Here is a 23595-nt window from a genome sequence, read left to right as displayed (position 1 = left end):
ACAGAGATGGCTGGACATAGTAAGTGGTCAACTATAAAACGTAAAAAGGGCGCGGCAGATGCCAAACGCTCAAAAATATTTTCGAAGATAATAAAAGAAATAACCGTTGCTGTTAAAGAAGGTGGACCCGATCCGGATACTAATCCCAGATTGAGATTAGCTATTGCTAACGCCAAGGGTGCAAGTATGCCTAAGGATAATATCCAAAGAGCTATAAATAAAGGAAGCGACAAAGACGGTAGCCAATACAGCGAGATTACTTTTGAAGGTTATGCCAATGGCGGTATAGCAATATTTATTGAAGCTACTACCGACAATCAACAACGCACCATTAGCAATGTACGTAGTTATTTTAATAAGCATGGCGGTAGTTTGGGTACTAACGGTTCTTTGAGTTTTTTGTTCGACCGTAAAGGCGTTTTTACAATCCCCGTCGGAGATATTGATAGAGATGAATTTGAACTTAACATTATTGAGGCAGGTGCCGAAGATATTGAAGTAGAAGACGGTTTTTATACAGTTTATACTGCTATGGAAGACTTTGGCAACATGATGAAAAAATTAGAAGAACTAAATATAGAGCCCGAAAACGCAGAACTGCAAAGAATACCAAAGGATACAAATATTGTTGACCTTGAAACTGCACAAAAAATTCTTAAGCTGATTGATGTTTTTGAAGATGACGACGATGTGCAATCGGTATATCATAACATGGAAATTACCGATGAGCTTATGGAAGCCATTGAAAATAATGCTTAAAAAATACATAATTTTCTTTTTTATTACCTTAATTGATATCTGGAAATACTCTTGCAATTTTTAACAATATCGAGTTGCGGGTTACGGGTTGCGGGTTAGTACTGAGTTAGACATTTTCGGTCACTGAGTGCCGTAGGCGTATCGAAGTGCCGAAAATGGAGAGTAGATAGTGTTTCGTGTTGTCCCGAAGTTTCGGGGCTTTTAGCTTACTCAGCCAACGGCTATGAGCCAAAAGCCAACAGCCAAGAGCTAAGAGCTAAAAGCCAACAGATAATATAAGCTTCGTAGTTAAAGATACTTATCTAACAGATAATATAGCTTTTCAGTAGAGTTAATGCATATATTTTAAAAACCTGCTAAAGAAGTATATAAACAATATTGTAACTATAAATGATAGCATACTTGAAGTTTCGGGTAAAAAGTAAACCGAAACAATAAGTAGCAGTAATTGCGACATTGCATAAAAATGAAATCCTATCTTGTTCAGTTTAAGCATTTTATATGCTCCGTATATAGAAACTGCATACAATATTGCCGAAAAAATAAAAAACCATACGTTAGCTTCGATAAGTAAAGTCGCGATTTCGTGCATTGTTTCGTCTTCAAATATTTCCATTATCTGACTTAAGCTATCTTTAGTTATTGCCAAAAACGTATTTGAAAACGTGTACAGACCACAGTAAATAAAAGTTATTATGCAAAGAAAACGTAAAAACACTTCGTTTTGTGCATCTAATTCTTGTGGTGCTTTTTGCTTATCGCTGTTTAACTGAAACATAGATATCTTTCCTTAATCCATCAAAAAAAACATGTATAATTATTCCAAATAAATATCAAAATTATTGTTTTTAACAAACTCTAATGATTTATCCATCAATTGGTACATTACAACGTCATCTTCGACAAAAGAAACACTCTGACGATATTTTTCATGCAATTTTTTTATACTTGACGATGTGTTTTCAATACCCTTGAACTCAATAGCCTGAAAAGCTGCAAACAGCTCAATAGATAAAATCCTTTCCAAATTATCAATTATTCTGACGGTTTTAGTTGCAGCGTTTGCCCCCATGCTAACGTGGTCTTCTTGTTCGTTTGACGAAGGTATACTATCAACCGATGCCGGAGTTGCCAATTGCTTGTTTTGCGAAACAATAGATGCCGATGTATATTGAGGAATCATAAAGCCGGAATTAAGTCCGGGATGCTTAACCAAAAATTCGGGTAAATTTCGCTGTCCGGATATTAGTCTATAAACTCGTCTTTCGGAAATATTACCTAACTCCGATAAAGCCATTGACATAAAATCTAAGACAAGAGCTAAAGGTTCGCCGTGGAAATTGCCACCCGAAACGATAAGGTCATCTTCTGGAAAAATAGTCGGATTGTCAGTAACGGAGTTTATTTCGCGTGTAACGACTTGTTCAACGTATTCAATAGTATCTTTAACTGCACCGTGAACCTGAGGTATACATCTGAATGAATATGGGTCTTGTACTGCCTTGCCCTCCCTTTTTATCAACTTGCTGTCTTTTAACACATTACGAATGTTATTTGCAGTAGTAATTTGACCTTGATGTGGACGAATACGATGTAACTGCTCTACAAACGGGTCTAATCTGCCGTCGTATGCTTCAATAGAAATAGCTCCCGTAACATCGGCAAGATTTATAAGACGTTTGGCTCGCAACAAGGCATAAACGGAATGTGAACTCATAAACTGAGTTCCATTGAGCAATGCCAAACCTTCTTTCGATTTTAAATTAATGGTTTCTAATCCTAAGCTGTTGAAAACATCGGCTGAATCGCGTTTTTCGCCTTTGTAATAAACTTTTCCTAAACCAAGCAAGGGTAAAACCAAATGAGCCAAAGGAGCCAAATCGCCGGAAGCTCCTAACGAACCTTGCTGACGAACTTCGGGTAAAATGTCGTTGTTAAACATATCTAACAAACGCTGTACGGTTTGCAATTGCACTCCCGACTTGCCCAAAGATAATGCGTGAGCCTTGAGCAACAGCATAATCTTGACAATTATTGGATTTACTTCTTCGCCGAAACCACAGGCATGGCTCTTAATCAGGTTTTCTTGCAATTTGGTTAAGTCGTTTTTAGAAATTGAACGATTATACAAAGAGCCGAAACCAGTGTTAATACCGTATATAGGTCCATCCTGCTCATCCATCTTTTTGTCCAAATAATCACGGCAATTGTTTATCAGTTGCACCGATTCATCAGAAAGTTCGATAAATAAATTATTATGAAGTATATCTTTTATATCGTTGAGAGTTAATGTGGCAGGACTAATCTTAAATATGTTTCTCATATGTCGTTATTTTTCCTGCAAATTTATTATTTTTTTGGGGAATTGCGCAATAATATAAAAATAATATAAAGATTATTATAAAAATTTTAATTGGTTTTAAAATTTAATTAAATTTGCGATAAATTAAGTATGAATAATAAGATGATAAAACGCATTACCATAGTATTATTTGTAGTGATAAGTGTTGTGTTATCATTTTGCTCGTGTAATAAGAAAAAGAGCAACAAGGCTGAAAGTAGTGTTGCCAGTAGCATTATACAAAATCCGTCTGTAAAGTCATACGGATACTTGTCTGAAATTGAGAAAGATAGCATAAGAGAGTCTATTAATACTCTCAATAAAAAAGGTAATGTCTACAGAAATCAATCGCATTTAAAATTGGCATTTGAGTATCATAAAAATGCTTACGAACAAGCTAAATCGATTATGGATACAGGCTTGACAATCATTTCGTTAAATAATTTAGGCACCGATTTAAGAAGGTCGCATGCATATACCGAAGCAGCCGAATATCATTTTGAAGCTGTTAGTTTGGCTTCTCACAATCCGAAGTATAAAAAAAGTAAGGCAATTTCTTTGAACAGTTTGGGTAACATTTTTTTGTCTTTAAATAAATTTGAAGATGCTTTTGCATTTTTTGAAGAAGCCATGGCTATTGAAAGAGAACTCAATAGTGATTTAGGGTTAGCAATAAATTATGCAAATATTGGCGAAATATATCATAAAAGCGGAGATTACGAAAATGCTTTATACAATTATCAAAAATCATTGAAGTTAAATGAAAGCATCAAATCCAACTTGGGGGTTTCGCTTTGCCTATCAGCAATTGGCAATATATTAATAGAACAAAAAAGAGTAAATGAAGGAATAGACTTGCTTAAAAAAGCCGATGAAATCAACAAAGACTCTAAAGATTTGTTTCATAAATTATCGATAAAAATTGATTTGGGTTTTGCATTGGTTAACAATGGCAGGTACGAAGAAGCTTATTATGTGATGGATGAAATAAACGACGAAATATATAATAGCACATCGTACGAACTAAAGAAACGTAGTTACACATTTCAATCGAAGTTGTACAACAAAACAGGCAAGCACGAATTGGCATATTTGGCAAAGGAAAAGGCTTCAATTTACGATGATAGTTTAAAGCGTATAAACAACGATATAGAAATCCTTGAAAGGCAAAATCAGTATCAATTATCCGAAGCCAGTTATAAAATCAAACTGCTGACAGCTCAAAACGAATTGGCTTTAAAAAATAATTTAATACAAAGACGAACCTTTATTCTAAGCGGAATAATCGTTGCGGGATTTATTTCTTTTTTAATCTATATGATTATCACTCGACAACGTAAAAACAACGAACTGTTGGAAATTCAAAGAATAAAGACACGTTTATTAAACAATATTTCGCATGAATTTCGCACTCCACTCACTTTAATACACTCTCCAATAGAAAATTTAATAAAATCGGAAGAAGACCCCGATAAGTTAAATATGATGAAGTTGATATACAACAATTCGAATAAGCTTTTGGCTCTTGTTGAACAGATGCTCACATTAGCAAAGGCAGAAGCCGGAAAGTATTCGCTCAAAGTAAGTCAAGTTGATTTATCGGCTAATTTAAACTTAATTTGTGAGTCTTTTTCTATTATTGCCGATAGTAAAAGCATAAATTACAAAGTAAATATTGATGATAGTGGCATAGTATACGCCGATTTGGGTGTTGTTGAAATTATTGTTTTAAATCTGCTTTCAAATGCTTTTAAACATTCAGCGCCGAATGCAAATGTCAGTTTTTACGGAAAAAAAATGAACAATAATTACTTAATTCGCGTTTCCAACACGTACAAAACTATGACCCAAAATGAAATCAACCTGCTTTTTAATAGGTTTTTTAGCAATAAAAATGTAGGCGAAAGCGGTTTTGGCATTGGTTTATCGCTGGTTAAGGAGCTTTGCGATTTGTACAGAATGAGTATCAAAGCTTACATGAATGAAGACAACGAACTTGAGTTTGCTTTCAGTCTGCCTATAGGTAAAAATCATTTTAAGCAGAATGAGTTTAGTATTGAGATAGGAGAACAAAAACTTTCGTCATCAATAAATCGTCATTTGTACGACGAAACTGATTTTACTCACCATAAAAACAACAATAAACACGAAATAACAATATTGCTTGTAGAAGACAACGATGAATTGAGATATTACTTAACATCTATTTTGTCGAACAGATTTAATATTATTGAAGCAATTGACGGACAGATGGGCTACGACAAGGCTGTTAGCAATATACCCGATTTAATAATATCCGATATCATGATGCCTAATGTTGATGGTTACGGTCTTTGCAAAATGTTAAAAGACAATGAAATAACTAAAAACATTCCTATAATTATTCTAACAGCAGTAAAAATTGATGAAGATGCCGAATTAAGAACTTTAATTGAAGAGTTTGATATTGTTCACGAATACGTTACAAAGCCTTTTAATCCGGATACACTAATTGAAAAAATACAAGAAGTGATGGGTGAATAGTGAATGGTGAATGGTGAATGGTGATGGGTGATGCGGGGTTTTTAGCCGTTAGCCTTTAGCTTTTAGCCGTTGGCAAAATCTAGCTAATGGCTAAGAGCCAAAAGCTAACAGCCAACAGCTAAAGATATTTATCGGACGACAATTAATAACAAGCAAACATCAAGCACTGACAGCGTCTAACAATTCTTGGTGAGTTACAGTCTTCTGCTCACCTGTTATCATATTTTTTACCTGATAGACTTCGTTATCAACTTCGTTTTGACCTATTATTAGTGTGTATTTAGCATTTAACGAATCGGCGTAAGCAAATTGTTTTTTAATTTTAGCAGCATCGGGGTAAAGTTGTGCCGAAACGTTGTTGTCTCGCAAATAATAAAGTGTTTTCAATGCTTTTATTTCGGGTTCGCCGCCAAAATTGATAAGTAAAACTTGCAATTTATCGGTATCAATTTTTTCAAATAAATTAAGTTCACTCATTACGTCGTAAATGCGGTCGGCACCAAACGAAATACCTACTCCCGATGTGTTTTCCAAACCGAAAATACCTGTAAGGTCGTCGTATCTTCCACCGCCCGAAATGCTACCTATCGCTACATCTTGAGCTTTAATTTCTAAAATTGCTCCGGTGTAATAGTTCAAACCCCTTGCTAATGAAACATCGAGAATAACAGGAAAATCAACACTGATACTGCTTAAATAATTGAAAACGGTTCTTATTTCGTCTATTCCTTTCATTCCAATCTCCGATTTTTCTAAATATTTGGAAAGAACATTGATTTTTTCTGCGTTGCTACCTTTAAGTTCTAAAAAAGGTTTCAGTTTACCGAAATCGTCTTCGCTAATTCCTTTTTCAATAAGTTCGTTTTTAACATTATCTAAGCCTATTTTATCCATTTTATCAATGGCAACAGTTATAGGCACAATTTTATCGGCATGACCAATAACTTCGGCAATACCGGTCAAAATCTTTCTGTTATTTATTAAAATGTTTACGTTGATATTGAGTCTTTTAAAAATAACTTCCGCCATTTTTATCATTTCAACCTCGTTGAGCAATGAGTCGGAACCAATAACATCAACATCGCATTGGTAGAACTCTCTGTACCTACCCTTTTGCGGTCTGTCGGCTCTCCAAACAGGCTGAATTTGAAAGCGTTTGAACGGAAAAGTAATTTCGTTTCGGTGCTGAACCACAAATCGAGCGAAAGGAACAGTAAGGTCGTAGCGTAAGCCTTTTTCGGCTATATCTGAAATAATATCTTCGTAATTTCCTTGAGCCAAGACTTTTTTATCGGTTTTTTTCAAAAAATCACCGGAATTTAGAATTCTGAATAAGAGTTTATCACCTTCGTCTCCGTATTTTCCTAACAAAGTCGATAAGTTTTCCATAGCCGGCGTTTCAATATGGTGATATCCGTACTGAACAAAAACATTTCTGATAGTATTAAATATGTAGTCCCTTCTGCTCATTTCTTCGGGACCAAAATCGCGAGTTCCTTTTGGAGGTGTTAAACTTGACATTTTTATTATTTAAAAATTATTTGAAATAAATTTGCTGAATATATAAATTTATATCAATTTTCTGTATCTAATTCTTTTTGGAGTTACGTCGCCCAAACGTTTCTTTTTATTTTCTTCGTAATCGGTGTAACCGCCTTCAAAGAAATAAACTTCCGAATCGCCTTCAAATGCTAATATATGAGTGGCTATTCTGTCTAAAAACCACCTATCGTGAGAGATGATAACGGCACAGCCTGCAAAGTTTTCCAAGCCTTCTTCCAAAGCACGTAAGGTGTTGATGTCTATATCGTTAGTCGGCTCGTCTAAAAGTAAAACATTAGCTTCCGATTTAAGTGTAAGAGCCAAATGTAGTCTGTTTCTTTCGCCACCCGAAAGCACACCTGCTTTTTTGCCTTGATCGACGCCGCTGAAATTGAACCTTGACACGTAAGCACGTGAGTTTATGAGTCTTCCACCCATTTCAATATTTTCATTTCCTTCGGAAATAACTTCCCAAACAGTTTTTTCGGGGTCAATTTCGGCATGAGCCTGATCTATATAGCCTATTTTTACGGTAGGTCCTATGGTAAACGAGCCTTTGTCAGGAGCTTCGGTTCCCATAATCATTCTGAACAAGGTGGTTTTACCGGCTCCGTTAGGTCCAATAATACCTACGATAGCTCCGGGAGGTAAATTGAAGTTTAAATTATCGAAGAGTAATTTGTCGCCAAACGATTTTGAAACGTTAACTGCTTCTATTACCTGATTTCCAAGTCGAGGACCGTTAGGTATGTACAACTCTAATTTTTCTTCTTTTTGTTTTACATCTTCCGAAAGCAATCTTTCATACGAATTTAAACGAGCTTTTCCTTTTGACTGTCTGGCTTTTGGAGCCATTCTCACCCACTCCAACTCTCGTTGCAAAGTTTTCATTCGCTTACTTTCGGCTTTTTCTTCCATTGCAAGTCTTTGAGTTTTTTGTTCCAACCAACTGCTATAATTTCCTTTCCAAGGTATTCCTTCTCCCCTGTCTAATTCTAATATCCAACCTGCAACATTATCCAAAAAATAACGGTCGTGGGTAACTGAAATTACTGTACCTGCGTAATGTTGCAAAAATTGCTCTAACCACTCTACCGATTCGGCATCCAAGTGATTGGTAGGCTCGTCTAACAACAAAATATCAGGTTTTTGCAAAAGCAGTCTGCAAAGTGCCACCCTTCTCCTTTCGCCACCCGAAAGCACACTGACACTTACGTCACCATCGGGGCAACGTAAGGCTTCCATAGCTCTTTCCAATCTGGAATCTAATTCCCAACCGTCTTTCTGTTCAATAAGTTCGGTTAATTCGCCCTGGCGTTCAATCAACTTATTCATTTCATCATCAGTCATTGGTTCACTAAACTTATTGTTTATTTCTTCGTATTCCTTTAAAATACTGACAATATCGGCAACGCCTTCTTCAACTATTTCTTTTACAGTTTTATTGTTATCCAATTCGGGTTCTTGCTCTAGCATACCAACCGAATAGCCTGGCGAAAAAACAACTTCTCCGTTATATGATTTATCCTTACCTGCAATAATTTTTAGCAAAGTCGATTTTCCGGAACCGTTTAAACCAATAATACCTATTTTGGCTCCGTAGAAAAACGATAGGTAAATATCTTTTAGTATTTGCCTATTTGGTGGAACTACTTTGCCAACTCCAACCATCGAAAAAATTATTTTCTTATCGTCGCTCATATTATTTCTTATTAGTATTGATGATGATATTGCTTAATTGTTCAGTATTTTTTTCCCAGCTATAATTTTCTAAAATAAACTCGCGAGCCTGATTTCCAATTTTTGTGCATAATTCGGCATCGTTTAATAACCTAACTATACAATCGGCAAGCTCTTGAGCATTATTACCTATAAGCAAATGTTCGTCGGGAATAGCTTTTAAGGCATTATTTGCCAAAGCTGTGGTAATACAAGGCTTTTGCATTGACATTGCTTCCAACAACTTGTTTTGCAAGCCTGTACCTATTTGCATTGGTGCAATAAATATTTTTGCATTATTGTATGCATCTCTAATATCGTGCAACCATCCGCTAACGGCAACATTTTCGGATTTAAGCTGTTTTACTTTTGCATGTGGTGTTGCACCTGCCAGAAGTACGCTACAATTGGGATACGTTTTATTTACCAAAGGTAAAATATCGTTTACCAAATACAAGCAAGCCATAATGTTGGGCGGATAGTTCATATTTCCTGTAAAAACTATGTCGTAACTTTGCTCTGCCATTTTATTAGCAGTAAAAAAATCGTAATCAACACCGTTGGGAATAACGTGTATTTGTTCATAATTCTTGTGTGGTATCAGGTCTCTGTCGGGATATGAAATGATAGTTTTGTTATCGAACCATGAAAATATTTTGTTTTCGTATTTTCGCAGTCTAACATATTCCATCCAAAATACAGGTCTGAGCAATAAGTTTACCTTATCCATACGGCGTTTAATACCTATTGAAAAAACATCTTGGTAGTCAATTGTTTTGGGTATATCAATATTTTTGACGTATTCGGCAGTTCGTAATAGCTGACAATATATGTGTTCGGGCTTTTCTTTTTCTATTATGGTTTCAATTTTGTTTTTAATACTTCTTCGGTAAAAATAGGCAACTTGAAAAGGCCTACAGCTAAACAATGCTTTAAGCATATTGACAAACAATCCCCAACGATTTAACTTAAAAAAGTAAAGTTTTGTGCAAAATTCTTTTAAAACCTTTTTCGCATCGGGGTCAATGTCTTCATCATATAAAGAGCACAAAACAATATCATGATATTTTGACAATATACGCAATTGATGAAAAGCTCTTAACTTATCGCCTTTTTCGGTTGGATAAGGAACGCGCGGAAGTATTACCAACAATTTCATAATATTAGTTTTTTGATTTATAAGGCAAAATTATAAAAAGATATTGATTAAACCCTATTTTGTTGTAAACATTCTGAAAATATTACAAAAAAAGAGCAGAAGATTAAACTTCTGCTCAAGATCATGAAAAATATTACAATAAATAGATTATTGTTTGACAATGTTTGGTTTTTCAAGTCCGTAACCTTTCTTTTTATCAACAAATTTAAGAGCAAATGCAAATATAACTGCTATAGCGCTTAAAGCAATAAAAAGCAACCATGTTTGGGAATAATCGTAAGGAGCAATAATAGGATTAGCACCTTCTCTCATTGCAGTAACTATATCGGCAATTTGCGAAGAGCTAAGATTTGCAATATCAACTTGCTGACCAGCTTGTACCATATTATCGATAATAGGTTGAGCGCCTTCGGGAACAATGCCGTTCGACAATGCTTCTTTTGCACCTGCTATTGCGCTTGTAACTTCAGGATTGGTTTTTTCCAATATTCTGCCCAAAAATGTAGGAACAAGCATAAGACCAATATTTTGGATAAAGAAAATTAGTGAATAAGCTGTACCTAATATTTTTTCGGGGATAATTTTTGGAACCGAGGGCCACATTGCCGAAGGTACAAGCGAGAAAGCAATACCAATAATAATAACTGCACAGAATGCCAAAAAGGTGCTGGTCATTCCGGGTAAATAAAGTAAGACGTGTGCAATTACCAACAAGAAAGCTCCTATAATCATAATTGTTGCACCTTTCCCTTTTTTATCATAGATATTACCGAAAAGTGGTGTTAAAAACAGTGTTCCGAATGGCAACAATGCAGGAATAATATTTGCACCCTTAGGGATAAATCCTAAGATTGTTCCGTTGTTGAGCGGTACGCCAAATTTGTTGAACATTAGGTCGGTGCCATACTTGTAGAATGGGAATACAGCCGAATAAAACAGAACGCAAAGTAAAGCTATTAGCCAAAAACCAGGGTTTTTAATAACTAAAAGTATATCTTTAAATTGAAATTTCTCGTCAGAAAAGTCCAAATCATCTTCTGCAGTTTGTTTGTCTAGTTTAACATCCATGAAGAAGTAGACGATAAAGGAAATTAGTCCGATAAGTAGCAATACAACACCAAAAAGAATAGCGCCAGGGATAGAAAAAGCACTAGCAAGTGTTGGTGCAAAAGCCATTGCAGCAAAAGTACCCAAACGAGCACAAGCCATTTCTAGACCCATAGCAAGAGCCATTTCATAACCCTTAAACCATTTTACAATAACACGCGAAACTGTTATTCCGGCAAACTCAACACCTACACCAAATATTGCGTAACCTATACATGCACCGAAAACTTGTGGAGTAAAATGCATTCCTAAAAATGAAAATGTGGTATCGGTAGCAAGGTATTTTACCGAATAAAATTTAATAAATGCTCCTATCACCATGATTGAAGCTGAAGTTAGGGTTGAAAAGCGTATTCCAGCTTTATCCAGAACAATACCGGCTATAATAAGCATACCTAAAAATACGTTGAACCAACCGTAGGCACCTGTAACATAGCCAAAATCAGTGCTGCTCCAACCGTACTGCGATTCTAACAAGGGTTTAAGCGGTGAAATGACTTCGGTAAAGAAATACCCCGTAAGCATTGTAAAGGCAACTATTACCAAAGCTGTCCATCTAGCTGCTTTCGAATCTCTGAGTGTTTTACGAATAATTTCTGTCATAATTGTTGTGATTTTAATTAGTTATTCTTGTTTATTACGTGCAAAATTCGTTTTTTTTTGTTAAAGTCCAAATAAATACTCAAATTGTTATTAACATTTTTCTTAAAATATTCTTCAGTTTCTTCCGAATACAGTGGATTTATCTCCAACCAAATGTGTCCGTTGGGTTTTAAAAGTTTGTTCGACAAGTCGGCAATTCTCTTATAAAAGATAATTGGTTGCTCGTTGCTGACAAATATGGCATTTTTTGGTTCGTAAAGCAACACATTTTTGTTCATAAGTTGCTTTTCGCTTTCCGTTACATATGGTGGGTTGCTGACAATAATATCGAAAGAATTATTTTCAAACAAACGATGGTTGGAAAATATATCTGCATTAAAAAAGTTAATTTCAACACCTAATTTATTTGCGTTGTGTTTGGCTACATTTATGGCATGTTCACTACTATCAATCGCATAAACTTCGCTATTAGGCAATTCTTTTTTCAGTGATATGGCAATACATCCGCTACCTGTTCCAATATCTAAAATTTTCAAATTGTCTTCATGATTTTTTGTGTTTCTAACATTATTGATAATATGTTTCACTAATTCTTCGGTTTCGGGACGTGGTATAAGCACATTTTCATTAACGTAGAAATAATATTTCCAAAAGAAAGCACGACCTGTTACGTACTGAATTGGCTGATACGCTAACAACTTATTCATTGCTTCGGAAATTTTTTTTTGATTAATATCGTCAATCTCGGTATTATTATTAATAATCCTTTCGGCTTTATTGAAATTGAAAATATATTCAAATAAGATATCGATAACATTGTAGCTTTCAGTTTCGCCGTAGAGCTTAGACAATTGGCTGACACAGGTCTGATATGCTTCTTTTATCGTCATTAATTAAAATTTACCTGAAAGCCATTTTTTGCAAGTAAAACACGTGCCTATCCGATTTGTGCAGATAACTATTGTATATTTTTTGATAGCCTGAAATAATAAAGTAGTCATCGTACCAGTACTCAATACTGCCTTTATATTCTTCGTTGAGTTTATCGGTGTTCCATTTACTTTGAATTTTAGTGTAAGAAATGGGTTCGGCTTGCTCATTACCAATTATCGATTTATAGGCGATTTTGGCATTAGCGTTATAAAAAAGTACAATCTCGTCGGCGTTGAACAGCAGATTGAGTTTTTTATTCAGTAAGGGCGTCAAAATATCATTCATTTCAATTCCGTTATTCCAAATCATATTGGCGTCAGAGTCAAATCCGGCAATAAATGCGTTTGAATATCTAAAACCGTCGAATACGTAGTAAGTATTGGGATAAAGACCGCCATAATAATCATACGATGAAGTTGTTCGTGTTCTATATTCGGGCAAATACGATTCGGCAACAATAATAAGCTGATTATCGGCATAATACAAGTCGTGCATTATCAATCTTAATTGCAAAGATGGTGCACTTTTTTTGTTCTTAGTATCTTGTTTATCCGTTTTTGCCGATTTGATACTCGCTACAATAGCTTCTTGATCGGTGATATATTTATACGAATCGGTGAAATTTCCGAAAGGATAATACCTAATACTATCAAATCTACTGTTTTTTCTGCTAACGGCAAAAAAACCTTCCGAAACAGGCGTATTATCAGTGTTAGCATCGTAGTTGTAATAGCTGCGATAATAGTACGGATTATACCTATAAAAGAAAGGATTGTAATAGCTGTAATAGTAGTCGTTGTAGGTCGGTCTGCGACTATCCTTGTCGTTGTACCCGTAACTACCAGCTATAAGTCCGCTGTATTCAGAAGTAGCAACATACTGAGCCGAATTAATATATTTCCAATTATGACTTGTTCGTATTTCTTGTGTTGATATTTGCGTACCCGAGTTGGAATATTGCGAACAGAACAGAGTATTGCGATTATTCTTTTCGTTCTCCTTGTGTACAACCCAAAAGCCATTTTTACTATAGTTGGGAGAAATATCCAAAACAATAGTGTTTACAGGGTTTTGGAAGATTATATTTTTAGTAAAATTAGAGTTAGCACCAACACCTATTATGCCTGTTCCGTATTTTTGTTTATAATAACTTAACCAAAAAATTCCGTTATTATAAAGTACCGAATTAATTTGTGAATTATCGGGTATTTTGGTCGTATGACTTCTACTTGTGAGTGAATCTGCATTTACTGCGTATACGAGTAGATTGTCGCTTTCGCTTTCTTTTACATCGTGAAACAAGAAATAAATCTCTAATTGGTCGTATTCGGCGTAGATATATTTTACGTTTTTAGCAAAAGTAATATTGATTACCCAAACGTTTTCCAAATTGCTGTTTCGGTAGTTTATAGCCCAAACGGTGCTGTCTTTAGCTGTAATTTCGGTTGTGGGATAAATTAAGCATAAACCTTTTTCGCCCATATCAACTTTGTTGACAGTGGCATAACCCGACCCTATGGGCAACTCGTAGCGGATAGGTGCTTGCTTAGATTGTGAATACGCATAATCGGCGTAAAAACAAAGCAAAACAACTAAGGTTATTGATGAAATTAATCTCAACATATTGTTTATCCTATTTAATAAACAGCAAAACTATTATAAATCTGTTTTAAATCAAAATAAAATTGATAATGTTTTGAGAAACAATAAAACCAAACAATAAAACAAGCATTATTTAGTGAAATATTTCAGCAATCATGCATCTGGCTGAACCACCACCGTTGGTTTCTATTGTTTTAAGTTCGGGCGAAATAATTTTATTATATTTGGATATAATTTCTTCTTGTTCGGGTGTAAGTGCACGGCGAGCCGAAGCAGACATGATCATAATAGGATTGCCGTTTTTGTCTTTTATTTCGAGCATATTTCCGGCAAAATGCGTTACTTGCTCAAATGTAATATCTATTATAGCTTTTCCTGTCGATTTTAATCTGGAAACTACATTTTCCCTTTCTTTCTCATTTTTAATCGATTCCAAGCAAATAATGGCTATATGAGTTCCAACTTCCATCATAACGTTGGTATGATATATCAAATTTCCGTTTGGGTCTGTAGAATCGAAAACAACCGAATCGAAATTCATGCGTGAGCAGAAATCGCTTAGTACCTTTTCGGAAGTTCTGGGCGAACGGCAAGCATAAGCAATGCGATTATCACGGTCGAAAATCATACTACCGGTACCTTCTAAAAATTCATTTTTTTGTTCCCATTCCGTTAAGTCTACAATTTTTTGATGTTTAAGTTTTTCGATAAGAAGATTCATAATTTCGGGCTTACGTTCCTTTCGGCGATTTTTGGCAAACATAGGATATAAAACTAATTCTCCCGTTGCATGCGACGAAAACCAGTTGTTAGGAAAAACCGAATCGGGTGTCCAAGGTTCTATAGTGTCTTGCACAACAATAACTTCAACATCGTTTTCTCTAAGAAGACTAACAAAGTCGTCGAATTCTTTTTTAGCTTTTTCTCCTACGGAAACGGGATCCGATTTTTTTTGAAAATGATTGTTTTGGGCTGTTTCTTCGTTATATGCGAATTGTAGCGGACGAACCATAAGTATTTTAGATGTTGTTTGCATTGTGTTAGGTATTAATTATTTGTTTTATTTTGTTTCTGTATATCAAATTAATAACAGTAAAAATTATTTACTATTAGATATTATTGTTCCGCTATTTTCAAGTCCGACAGTTTCGGGCGATGTGATAATAGCTTCTTTTCCTGTATTTTCGGCAAAAATAATTGCAGCTCTTACTTTTGGAGCCATACTTCCTTCGGCAAAATGACCTTCGTTCAAGTATTGTTTGGCTTCCTGAGTAGTCAAATTGTTTAAAGTTATTTGTTCGGGAGTGTTAAAATGTAAACAAACCTTAGGTACATCTGTAAGAATGCAAAATTGGTCGGCATTGATATTTTTAGCCAATACCGCCGAAGCTAAGTCTTTATCTATAACGGCTTCAACTCCGCGGAAAAAACCATTTTCGCTGACAACCGGTATTCCTCCTCCACCGGAAGCAATAACAATATTACCCTCGAGCGCTAATTGTCTTATAACTTCCTGATTAACAATCATGAGTGGTTTTGGCGATGCTACAACTTTGCGCCACCCTCTGCCTCTGGGATCCATAGCATAAGTTCCACCCTGCTCTTCAAGCATTTTTTTGTACGATTGTTCGTCGTAAAAAGGTCCCACAGGTTTTGTAGGTTTTTTGAAAGCCTCGTCGTCTTTATCAACAACAACCTGAGTTACTATTGTAACAACATTTTTATTGATATTGTTTTCAGCTAAGGTATTTCTGAGTTGCTGCTCTAAAACGTATCCAATAAAACCTTGCGAATATGCTCCACAAACATCCATTGGCATATCGGGCAAGCCGTAAACTTTATTACCTGCTGAGTTTGCCAATAAAATATTTCCCACTTGCGGTCCATTGCCGTGAGTTAGTACAACATTGTACCCTCTTTTTATCAAAAGCAATAACTTTTCGCATGTTTCTTTGGCATTAGCCCTTTGTTCATTGATAGTTCCTTTTTGGTCGCCTCTTAACAAGGCATTGCCACCAAAAGCTACAACAGCAATTTTACCCATTATATTTATTAAATTAGATTCAGATTTTTTTTAATTATTAGCTTGCAAAATTAAAAAAGTATGGCTTTGAAGTGTAAATCTGAATAAAAATTTCCTATAAAATATTTTATTTTTTTGGCTTAGCTTTTTTTGTAGTTGATGCTTTTTTAGTTGTAGCAGATTTTGTTTTGCTAGCAGTTGTAGTAGTAGTTTTTTTCTCTGATTTTACAGCAGTTGTTTTACTAGTCGCTTTTATGGCATCTTTATTAATCTTAGGCTTCTTACTATATGCCGAAGCCGGAACTATTGGCGTATCAGCTTTAATTTTAGCCTTACCTTTTGGATTATTTTTCTGATATTCTTTAACTCTAATTATAAAATCGGAGATTATGTTCATATAGTTGATGCTAGCGTTGTATGGCGAATCGAAAGGGCTAAAATAGTGATGTACCATTCCGTCGCTAAACCATTTTGTACACATGTAATAAAAATGGTCGCTTATCTGAAGATTGTTCCAATCGTTTACAAGTTCGGCATCATCGCAGTATTCCATAACTTCGGCTACGCTGTACAAACTTTCAAAAGCATCTTTTTGCATATCGTTACCAAGCCATGCAGTAAGGTCTTTTTCTTCGTCAGCCCACGAGATAGGATAATCAACACTTACAGATGCAACAGGACTTAGCTCAACAGCTACTTCGCTCGGTGTTTTAAAACTCCACTTACCGCTTGCTATAGCTTGTTGCGGAAATGCTTTTAAAAACTCAAAAATACCTGTTTCGGCTTTTTGATGCTCGCCAAAGGTTTCGTAATCTAAGAAAATATTTACCAATTCTTGCTTTGGTTCTATTTCGTTCAGCCATTGTAGGTATTTTTCGGCTGTAAGGGGCCATTCGCTCCAATCTTGTTGCGAAAATCTGAATGAAATATCATCGCTAAGCTGGTAGTTGCGAAGCAAAATTTTCATCTTTTCGTTATTAGCACTACAGTACAAGAAATTAGGGCTCTTCCAACCAAGAGTTTGTTTGGCTCCTTCGGTAAGGATTGTTCTAAATCCCATATCCCACACTTGCTCAACTATTTGGTCAGAGAAAATAAGTTCGGTGTTTCTGAAAGCAGTTGGTGAGTAATTAAATAACGATTTCATTAACTCATAATGCTGTTTAACCTGACGTCTGAACTCGTTGGGATATTTGAGCGAAGCTAATGAGTGTGAATAGGTTTCGCCCAAAAATTCGACATTACCGGTTTTTGCAAGCTTTTGAAAGCTCTTAATAACTTCAGGAGCATATTTTTGAAACTGCTCTATTGCCGTTCCGCTTATGCTAAAACAGACTTTGAATGCAGAACCGTACTTTTTTATCAGCTCCAACAAAATTTCATTGGTTGGCAGATAACAGTTTTGTGCAATTCTTTCTGTGGTTCGTTTATTTTGATAATCGTCGTAGTAGTAATGATCGGCTCCCATATCGAAAAAGCGATATGTACGCAGACGTGATGGTTGGTGTACTTGAAAATATAAAGTGATGTATTTCATATGTCTGTAATTTTTTCAGTTTAATGTAATCGTATTAATTAAATAAGCGTATCGTATATATTTCTGACTTTCTTTGCTGCTTCTTCCCATTTAAGGTTATCAACTTCTACAGCTCCATTTTCTGAACACATTTTATTAATTCCTTTGTAATGGAGCAATCCGTATATTGCATCAGCCATAGCATCAATATCCCAAAAATCGACTTTTAAAACATGGTTTAAAACTTCGGCAACTCCAGATTGTTTAGAAATAACAACAGGAACGTTTGACCTCATTGCTTCAAGTGGAGAAATTCCGAATGGTTCGGAAACTGAAGGCATAACGTATACGTCGCTCATTCCGAACATTTTATCTACATTATCGCCTCTTAAAAATCCTGTGAAATGGAATTTTGAACCCATTCGCAGTTCGGCAACACGTCGTATCATTTTTTCCATCAAGTCGCCCGAACCTGCCATAACAAAACGCACATTATCATCTTTTTGCAATATCTTTCTGGCAGCCTCAATAAAGTATTCAGGTCCTTTCTGATAAGTAATACGACCTAAGAACGTTACAACTTTTTCTTTAACGTGTTTATCAACTCCTACATAATCTTTGGTGCTAGGCTCAACTGCATTATGTACGGTAATAACTTTTTCGTGATTGATACCGTATTTGTTTATTACAGTGTTTCGGGTTAAATTACTAACTGCAATGACTCTATCGGCGGCTTGCATACCTTTTTGTTCTATTTCATAAACATTGGTATTGTAATTTTCGCCGGTACGGTCAAATTCGGTTGCGTGCATGTGAACAACCAAAGGCTTTCCCGATACTTTTTTTGCTAAAACACCTGCAGAGTACGTAAGCCAATCGTGTGCGTGAATGATATCGAAATCGTATTGTGATGCAATTGTAGCTCCAATAAGAGCATATCTGGCAACTTCTTCCATCAGGTTGCTGCCATATTTTCCGGAAAACTCATATCTTTCCGAATAAATACGATTTTCTCCAATTTGAGCAACGCCTTTTATTTCTTTTTCACGGTAACTATTAAATTCCGCTTCACCTATATAAGGCAACAATCCGGAACTAACCTCCATGTAGCTAAACTTTTCGTTATATTCCGAAAACAATGCGTCGTTGGTCATCAAACTTACATCGCTTGCATTAATAAGTTTTATTGCTTCTTGGTCTTCGTCTCCGTAGGCTTTTGGAACAACAAATAAGACTTCAACATCATGTTTTAAAAGACCTTTTGTTAATCCGAAACAAGCTGTACCCAAACCTCCTGTTATATGGGGCGGAAATTCCCAACCAAACATTAATATCTTCATAATTTATTTATTATCTTTATTTTCAAATTTATCTATGATTTTTTTAACACGAAGCAATTCGGCTACACTCCAGGCTTGCGAAATAGCTCCGGCGTCTCTGTGGGGTGGATCACCGTCGTACAATTCGCAAATTGTGCCAACTCCGTAATTATCAATCGTTTCTTTAAAATAGTCGTAGTGGCGCTTTATCAAAGCCAAACCACTTTTGCCGTGCAATTTAAGCCAAGCATCTGCAAAACTTCCAAAAAGCCAAGGGAATACCGAACCTTGATGATATGCTAAATCTCGCTCTCTTTGTGTACCAACATACTCAGAGTGATAATCTTTGTTTTTCGGAGCTAATGTCCTTATGCCTCTTGTTGTTAATAATTCCGATTTTATGGTGTCTAAAACGGTTTTCTGCTGATCCTCATTTAGCGGGCTATACGGTAACGATACTGCAAACAGTTGATTTGGTCTGACCGATTTATCCGCAAAGTCGCCATGAACATAATCGTACAAGTACTGTTTTTCTTCGTACCAAAAAGCATCGACAAATACTTCGGGAATTTTATCAGCTATCGGTTTCCATTGCTCAACAGTTTTTTTGTCGCCCATTTTTTCGGCAAGTTCAACTAAGAAACAAATTGCGTTGTACCACAATGCGTTGACTTCCACGGGTAAACCAACTCGTGGCGTAACAGGTATTCCGTCAACAACAGCATCCATCCAAGTAATGGCTTTGCCGTGCTCGCCTGCGTACAGCAATCCGTTTTCCATAGCATGAATATTATACCAAGTTCCCTCTTTAAAAGAATTAAGTATAAGTTTCATAGTATCCGAATAACGAGTCCAAATAGTCTTGGCTTGACCGCCAAAAATTATATATTGTTGCAAAGCCCAAAAGAACCAAAGCGAACCGTCAACCGAATCGAATTGCATTTTATCGCCTGTGCCAAAGTTGGGGAAAAACGGACCTCTCATTTCACTGATAATAAAATCAACTATTTCTCTGAATGTTTTATAGTCGCCTTGAACCAATGTTAGTCCTGGCAGTGAAATGAAAGTGTCGCGTGCAACACGTCCAAACCATGGAAAACCTGCGATTATCTCGGTTTTGTTGCCTCTTTTTATAATAAACTGTCTGGCTGCATTTTGCAAGTTGTTTTCAAATGAATCTCTTACAACACGCTTGTTTATCTCAATGGCAAATATTTTGGAAAATAATTTTGGATTTTCTTTTTGCAAGCTGGCTGCAAAGTAAATTGACTCGCCTTTTTTTATCGGCATATCAAAATAGCCCGGAGTATACAAATCTTCCAAATAATCAAAACCCATGCGTTGTTCTTGAAAATATTCAAAATCGTAGTACCAATTAGGGTTGGGTACAAATTCATTTTCTTTAGAAAACTGCATGTAAATATGCGGATATCCCATGTACATTCGTAACCTGATACCATTGGCAACTTGTTCGTACCTGTAATCAACATCGGGATTTGATTTACTTAAAGAGTTGGCATTTCTGAACGCTAAAAAAGGTCTGAAACGCAACATAGTTGGTGAGTTTGCTTCAAGTAGTTTGTACTTAAAAATAATTGTATCGGAATTGCTAACAAAAATCAATTCCTTCGTCAATTTAACTCCGCCTACTTTATATGTAATGATAGGTGTTGGGTCTAAATTATAATCGACAATGTATTTATGCCCTCCCGGATTTGCTTTTCCACCTTTGTAAAGGTGTATTCCTAAATTAAATTCTTTCTCATGCTGAATTACAGTCTCATCTAATGATGAAAGTAAAACGTGCATTCCTCCATCCAACTGTGGTTGTGGGGTTATTAATAAACCGTGATATTTACGAGTGTTGCAACCAACTATGGTAGTGCTTGCGTACGAGCCTGCCCTATTTGAGCGCACCAACTCTCTAGTTAACGAATACTCAAGGTTCACTAACTGACTTTTATCAAATTGTATATAACTCATTTTATTAACTTTTCTTCTGTTTTTCTTTGTGCGGCAAAAGTAATATATTAATACATATTTTGCTAATATTCAGTAACTCAATTGTTACTATTTTTTTAAATTTGTTTTAATAAATGATAGCCTACAATATTTGTATAGTTATCATTTAATGTTCAAAGTTAATATATTTTTTTTAATAAAGCCAATAAATATTTTTTTCACTCATTAAAGGCTAATATTAGATTGAAAATTTCATAATTTTATGAAACGCTGATTTATTTTAAAGGAAATTGTTTATTTTGCAGAAATATTATCGATTACAATATGAATAATACAGAAAATTTCACCATTAACATTGCAAATCTGCTCGGAATTAGAGAATTTCAGGTAAAAAATGTTATAGAATTGCTGAATGATGGCGCCACAATCCCCTTTATAGCACGTTATAGAAAAGAAGTTACTGGTAGCCTTGACGAAGTTAAAATTGGAGATATTAAACTTCAATACGAAAAATATATTGAATTAGAAAACCGAAGAAATACAATACTTCAGAGTATAAAAGAGCAAGGTAAACTTACCGAAGAATTGGAAAAACAAATTCTGAGTGCCACCACTCTTACCGACTTGGAAGACCTTTACTTGCCGTATAGACCCAAAAGGCGCACCAAAGCATCGGTTGCTAAAGAAAAAGGTTTGGAACCGCTTGCCGAAATCATCTTTAAACAAGATTTTTCGTACAACGACAGCGTTGCTGAAAAATTTATTAATGCAGAATTAGAAGTAAAATCAGCAGAAGAAGCTATAGATGGCGCTAGAGATATTATTGCCGAATGGATTAATGAAGATAAGCCCTGCAGAGATATTGTCAGAAACTTGTACAATAAGGAAGCCATAATATATAGCAAAATGGTAAGGGGCAAAGAGTTAGAAGGTATTAAATACGAAGATTATTACGAATGGGAGGAGCCTTTAGATAAAACACCATCGCATCGTTTGTTGGCAATGTATAGAGGCGAAAACGAAGGTTTCCTTAAAATCAGTATTTATCCTGAAACGGAAAAAGCAAACGAATTGCTGAAGAAAAAAGTTGTAAAAAACGATTCCGTTGCTGCAAAACATGTTGAACTTGCTATCGCCGACTCGTATAAAAGACTGTTACAACCATCTATTGAGACTGAATATAGAAATATATTCAAGGAAAAAGCCGACGAAGAAGCAATAAAAGTTTTTTCCGACAATCTGCGTCAGCTTTTAATGTCGCCACCATTGGGACAAAAAACGGTTTTAGCTATTGATCCTGGTTTCAGAACCGGTTGTAAAATTGTTATTCTTTCGCCACAAGGCAAATTGTTGCATAACGAAACCATATACCCTCACCCACCGCAAAATGATGTAAAACATTCTATCAATAAAATTAAAACTTTGGTAAAAAGCTATAAAGTTGATGCTATTGCCATTGGCAACGGCACTGCAGGTAGAGAGACGGAGAATTTGATAAAGAAAATACGTTTCGAAGATGATATTATTGCCGTTATGGTAAACGAAAGCGGTGCTTCTATCTATTCAGCATCAGATGTTGCCCGCGAAGAGTTTCCCGACTACGATATTACCGTCAGGGGCGCCGTATCTATAGGCAGGCGACTTATGGATCCGCTCTCCGAATTGGTTAAAATCGACCCTAAATCAATAGGTGTTGGGCAATATCAGCACGATGTTAACCAAAACAAACTGCAAGATGCTTTGACTACAGTTGTTGAAAGTTGTGTAAACAATGTAGGTGTAGAACTAAACACTGCAAGCAAAGAGCTGCTCAGCTACGTTTCGGGTATTGGAAACGCTTTGGCAAAGAATATTGTCAATTATAGAGAAGAAAACGGTAAATTCACATCTCGCAACGAACTGAAAAAAGTGCCTCGCCTTGGCGAAAAAGCTTTTGAACAAGCTGCAGGTTTCTTAAGAATTAAAGATGCCGAAAATCCTTTAGACGAAAGTGCCGTTCACCCCGAAAGCTATCATATAGCGTACAACATGGCGGAAAAATTGAATTGCGACATCAAGCAACTCATTAACAATCCGGAAATTGGAAAGAAAATAAATCCAAAAGATTTCATCACCGATACGGTTGGTTTGCCGACAATAGTCGATATTATCTCCGAATTGGAGAAACCAGGCAGAGACCCTCGCAAAAATTTTGAAATAATAGAATTTAATAGCGATATCAACTCTATAGACGACCTAAAAGAAGGGATTATTCTAAACGGAGTGGTAACAAATATCACTAACTTCGGTGCTTTTGTCGATATTGGCGTTGGACAAGACGGATTGGTTCATATAAGTCAAATGGCTAATAAATTTGTTAAAAGTCCTCACGATATTGTTAAACTCAACCAAAAAGTCAAGGTAAAAGTTGTAAAAATCGAAAAAGAAAAGAAACGTATTCAGTTAAGCATGAAAAACCTTTAACTTTGCCTGCTGAATATCATTAAA

16 protein-coding genes are annotated in these 23595 nt (G+C 35.6%); 3 read left to right on the top strand and 13 right to left on the bottom strand.

Annotated elements, in window-relative coordinates; translation table 11 throughout:
* Positions 1-6: 6 nt before the first annotated feature.
* Positions 7-759 carry a YebC/PmpR family DNA-binding transcriptional regulator gene (locus tag PHP31_03045; GenBank protein MDD3738251.1) on the top strand — a complete coding sequence of 251 codons (753 nt, stop codon included), beginning with the start codon at positions 7-9 and terminating at the stop codon, positions 757-759.
* Positions 760-1090: 331 nt separating this feature from the next.
* On the opposite strand, the gene PHP31_03040 is transcribed toward PHP31_03045, so the two are convergent.
* Entirely contained in the window at positions 1091-1537 is a 447-nt protein-coding gene (locus tag PHP31_03040) for a hypothetical protein (protein MDD3738250.1), read from the bottom strand.
* 39 nt (positions 1538-1576) lie between these two features.
* Positions 1577-3082: a histidine ammonia-lyase gene (gene hutH / locus PHP31_03035; GenBank protein ID MDD3738249.1), complete on the bottom strand. Its 1506-nt coding sequence runs from the start codon at positions 3080-3082 to the stop codon at positions 1577-1579.
* 129 nt (positions 3083-3211) lie between these two features.
* On the opposite strand from hutH, the gene PHP31_03030 reads away from it, so the two are divergent.
* A complete protein-coding gene (locus PHP31_03030; GenBank protein ID MDD3738248.1) occupies positions 3212-5623 on the top strand; it encodes a tetratricopeptide repeat protein in 2412 nt (803 codons plus the stop codon).
* A gap of 159 nt (positions 5624-5782) precedes the next feature.
* On the opposite strand, the gene hisS is transcribed toward PHP31_03030, so the two are convergent.
* From hisS to PHP31_02975, 11 genes are all read right to left on the bottom strand, one after another.
* Positions 5783-7144, bottom strand: coding sequence for a histidine--tRNA ligase (gene hisS, locus PHP31_03025; protein MDD3738247.1), 1362 nt, complete (start codon positions 7142-7144; stop codon positions 5783-5785).
* A gap of 48 nt (positions 7145-7192) precedes the next feature.
* On the bottom strand, positions 7193-8866 hold the full coding sequence (ettA, locus tag PHP31_03020; protein MDD3738246.1) for an energy-dependent translational throttle protein EttA: 1674 nt from the start codon (positions 8864-8866) through the stop codon (positions 7193-7195).
* Position 8867: 1 nt separating this feature from the next.
* Positions 8868-10043 (bottom strand): glycosyltransferase, encoded by a 1176-nt coding sequence (locus PHP31_03015; protein MDD3738245.1) that lies wholly within the window; start codon positions 10041-10043, stop codon positions 8868-8870.
* 147 nt (positions 10044-10190) lie between these two features.
* Positions 10191-11753: an MFS transporter gene (locus PHP31_03010; GenBank protein ID MDD3738244.1), complete on the bottom strand. Its 1563-nt coding sequence runs from the start codon at positions 11751-11753 to the stop codon at positions 10191-10193.
* 17 nt (positions 11754-11770) lie between these two features.
* Entirely contained in the window at positions 11771-12643 is an 873-nt protein-coding gene (gene prmC, locus PHP31_03005; GenBank protein ID MDD3738243.1) for a peptide chain release factor N(5)-glutamine methyltransferase, read from the bottom strand.
* A 10-nt stretch (positions 12644-12653) separates the two neighbouring features.
* Entirely contained in the window at positions 12654-14309 is a 1656-nt protein-coding gene (locus PHP31_03000; protein ID MDD3738242.1) for a hypothetical protein, read from the bottom strand.
* Positions 14310-14421: 112 nt separating this feature from the next.
* Positions 14422-15324 (bottom strand): arginine deiminase-related protein, encoded by a 903-nt coding sequence (locus PHP31_02995; GenBank protein ID MDD3738241.1) that lies wholly within the window; start codon positions 15322-15324, stop codon positions 14422-14424.
* 63 nt (positions 15325-15387) lie between these two features.
* A complete protein-coding gene (gene arcC, locus PHP31_02990; protein ID MDD3738240.1) occupies positions 15388-16332 on the bottom strand; it encodes a carbamate kinase in 945 nt (314 codons plus the stop codon).
* A gap of 106 nt (positions 16333-16438) precedes the next feature.
* Positions 16439-17848, bottom strand: a complete 1410-nt coding sequence (locus tag PHP31_02985) for a glycoside hydrolase family 57 protein (protein MDD3738239.1) — start codon at positions 17846-17848, stop codon at positions 16439-16441.
* A gap of 38 nt (positions 17849-17886) precedes the next feature.
* Positions 17887-19167 carry a glycosyltransferase family 4 protein gene (locus tag PHP31_02980; protein ID MDD3738238.1) on the bottom strand — a complete coding sequence of 427 codons (1281 nt, stop codon included), beginning with the start codon at positions 19165-19167 and terminating at the stop codon, positions 17887-17889.
* A gap of 3 nt (positions 19168-19170) precedes the next feature.
* Positions 19171-21129 carry an amylo-alpha-1,6-glucosidase gene (locus PHP31_02975; protein MDD3738237.1) on the bottom strand — a complete coding sequence of 653 codons (1959 nt, stop codon included), beginning with the start codon at positions 21127-21129 and terminating at the stop codon, positions 19171-19173.
* A 303-nt stretch (positions 21130-21432) separates the two neighbouring features.
* Here PHP31_02975 and PHP31_02970 point away from each other — a divergent pair, with 303 nt between their 5' ends.
* The gene (locus PHP31_02970; GenBank protein MDD3738236.1) at positions 21433-23571 is read left to right on the top strand and encodes a Tex family protein; all 2139 of its coding nucleotides are present in this window, start codon (positions 21433-21435) and stop codon (positions 23569-23571) included.
* The last annotated feature ends 24 nt before the right edge of the window (positions 23572-23595 follow it).

It is taken from the genome of Lentimicrobiaceae bacterium (assembly GCA_028697555.1).
Lineage (GTDB): Bacteria > Bacteroidota > Bacteroidia > Bacteroidales > UBA4417 > UBA4417.
This window is presented reverse-complemented; position numbering and strand designations above follow the sequence as displayed.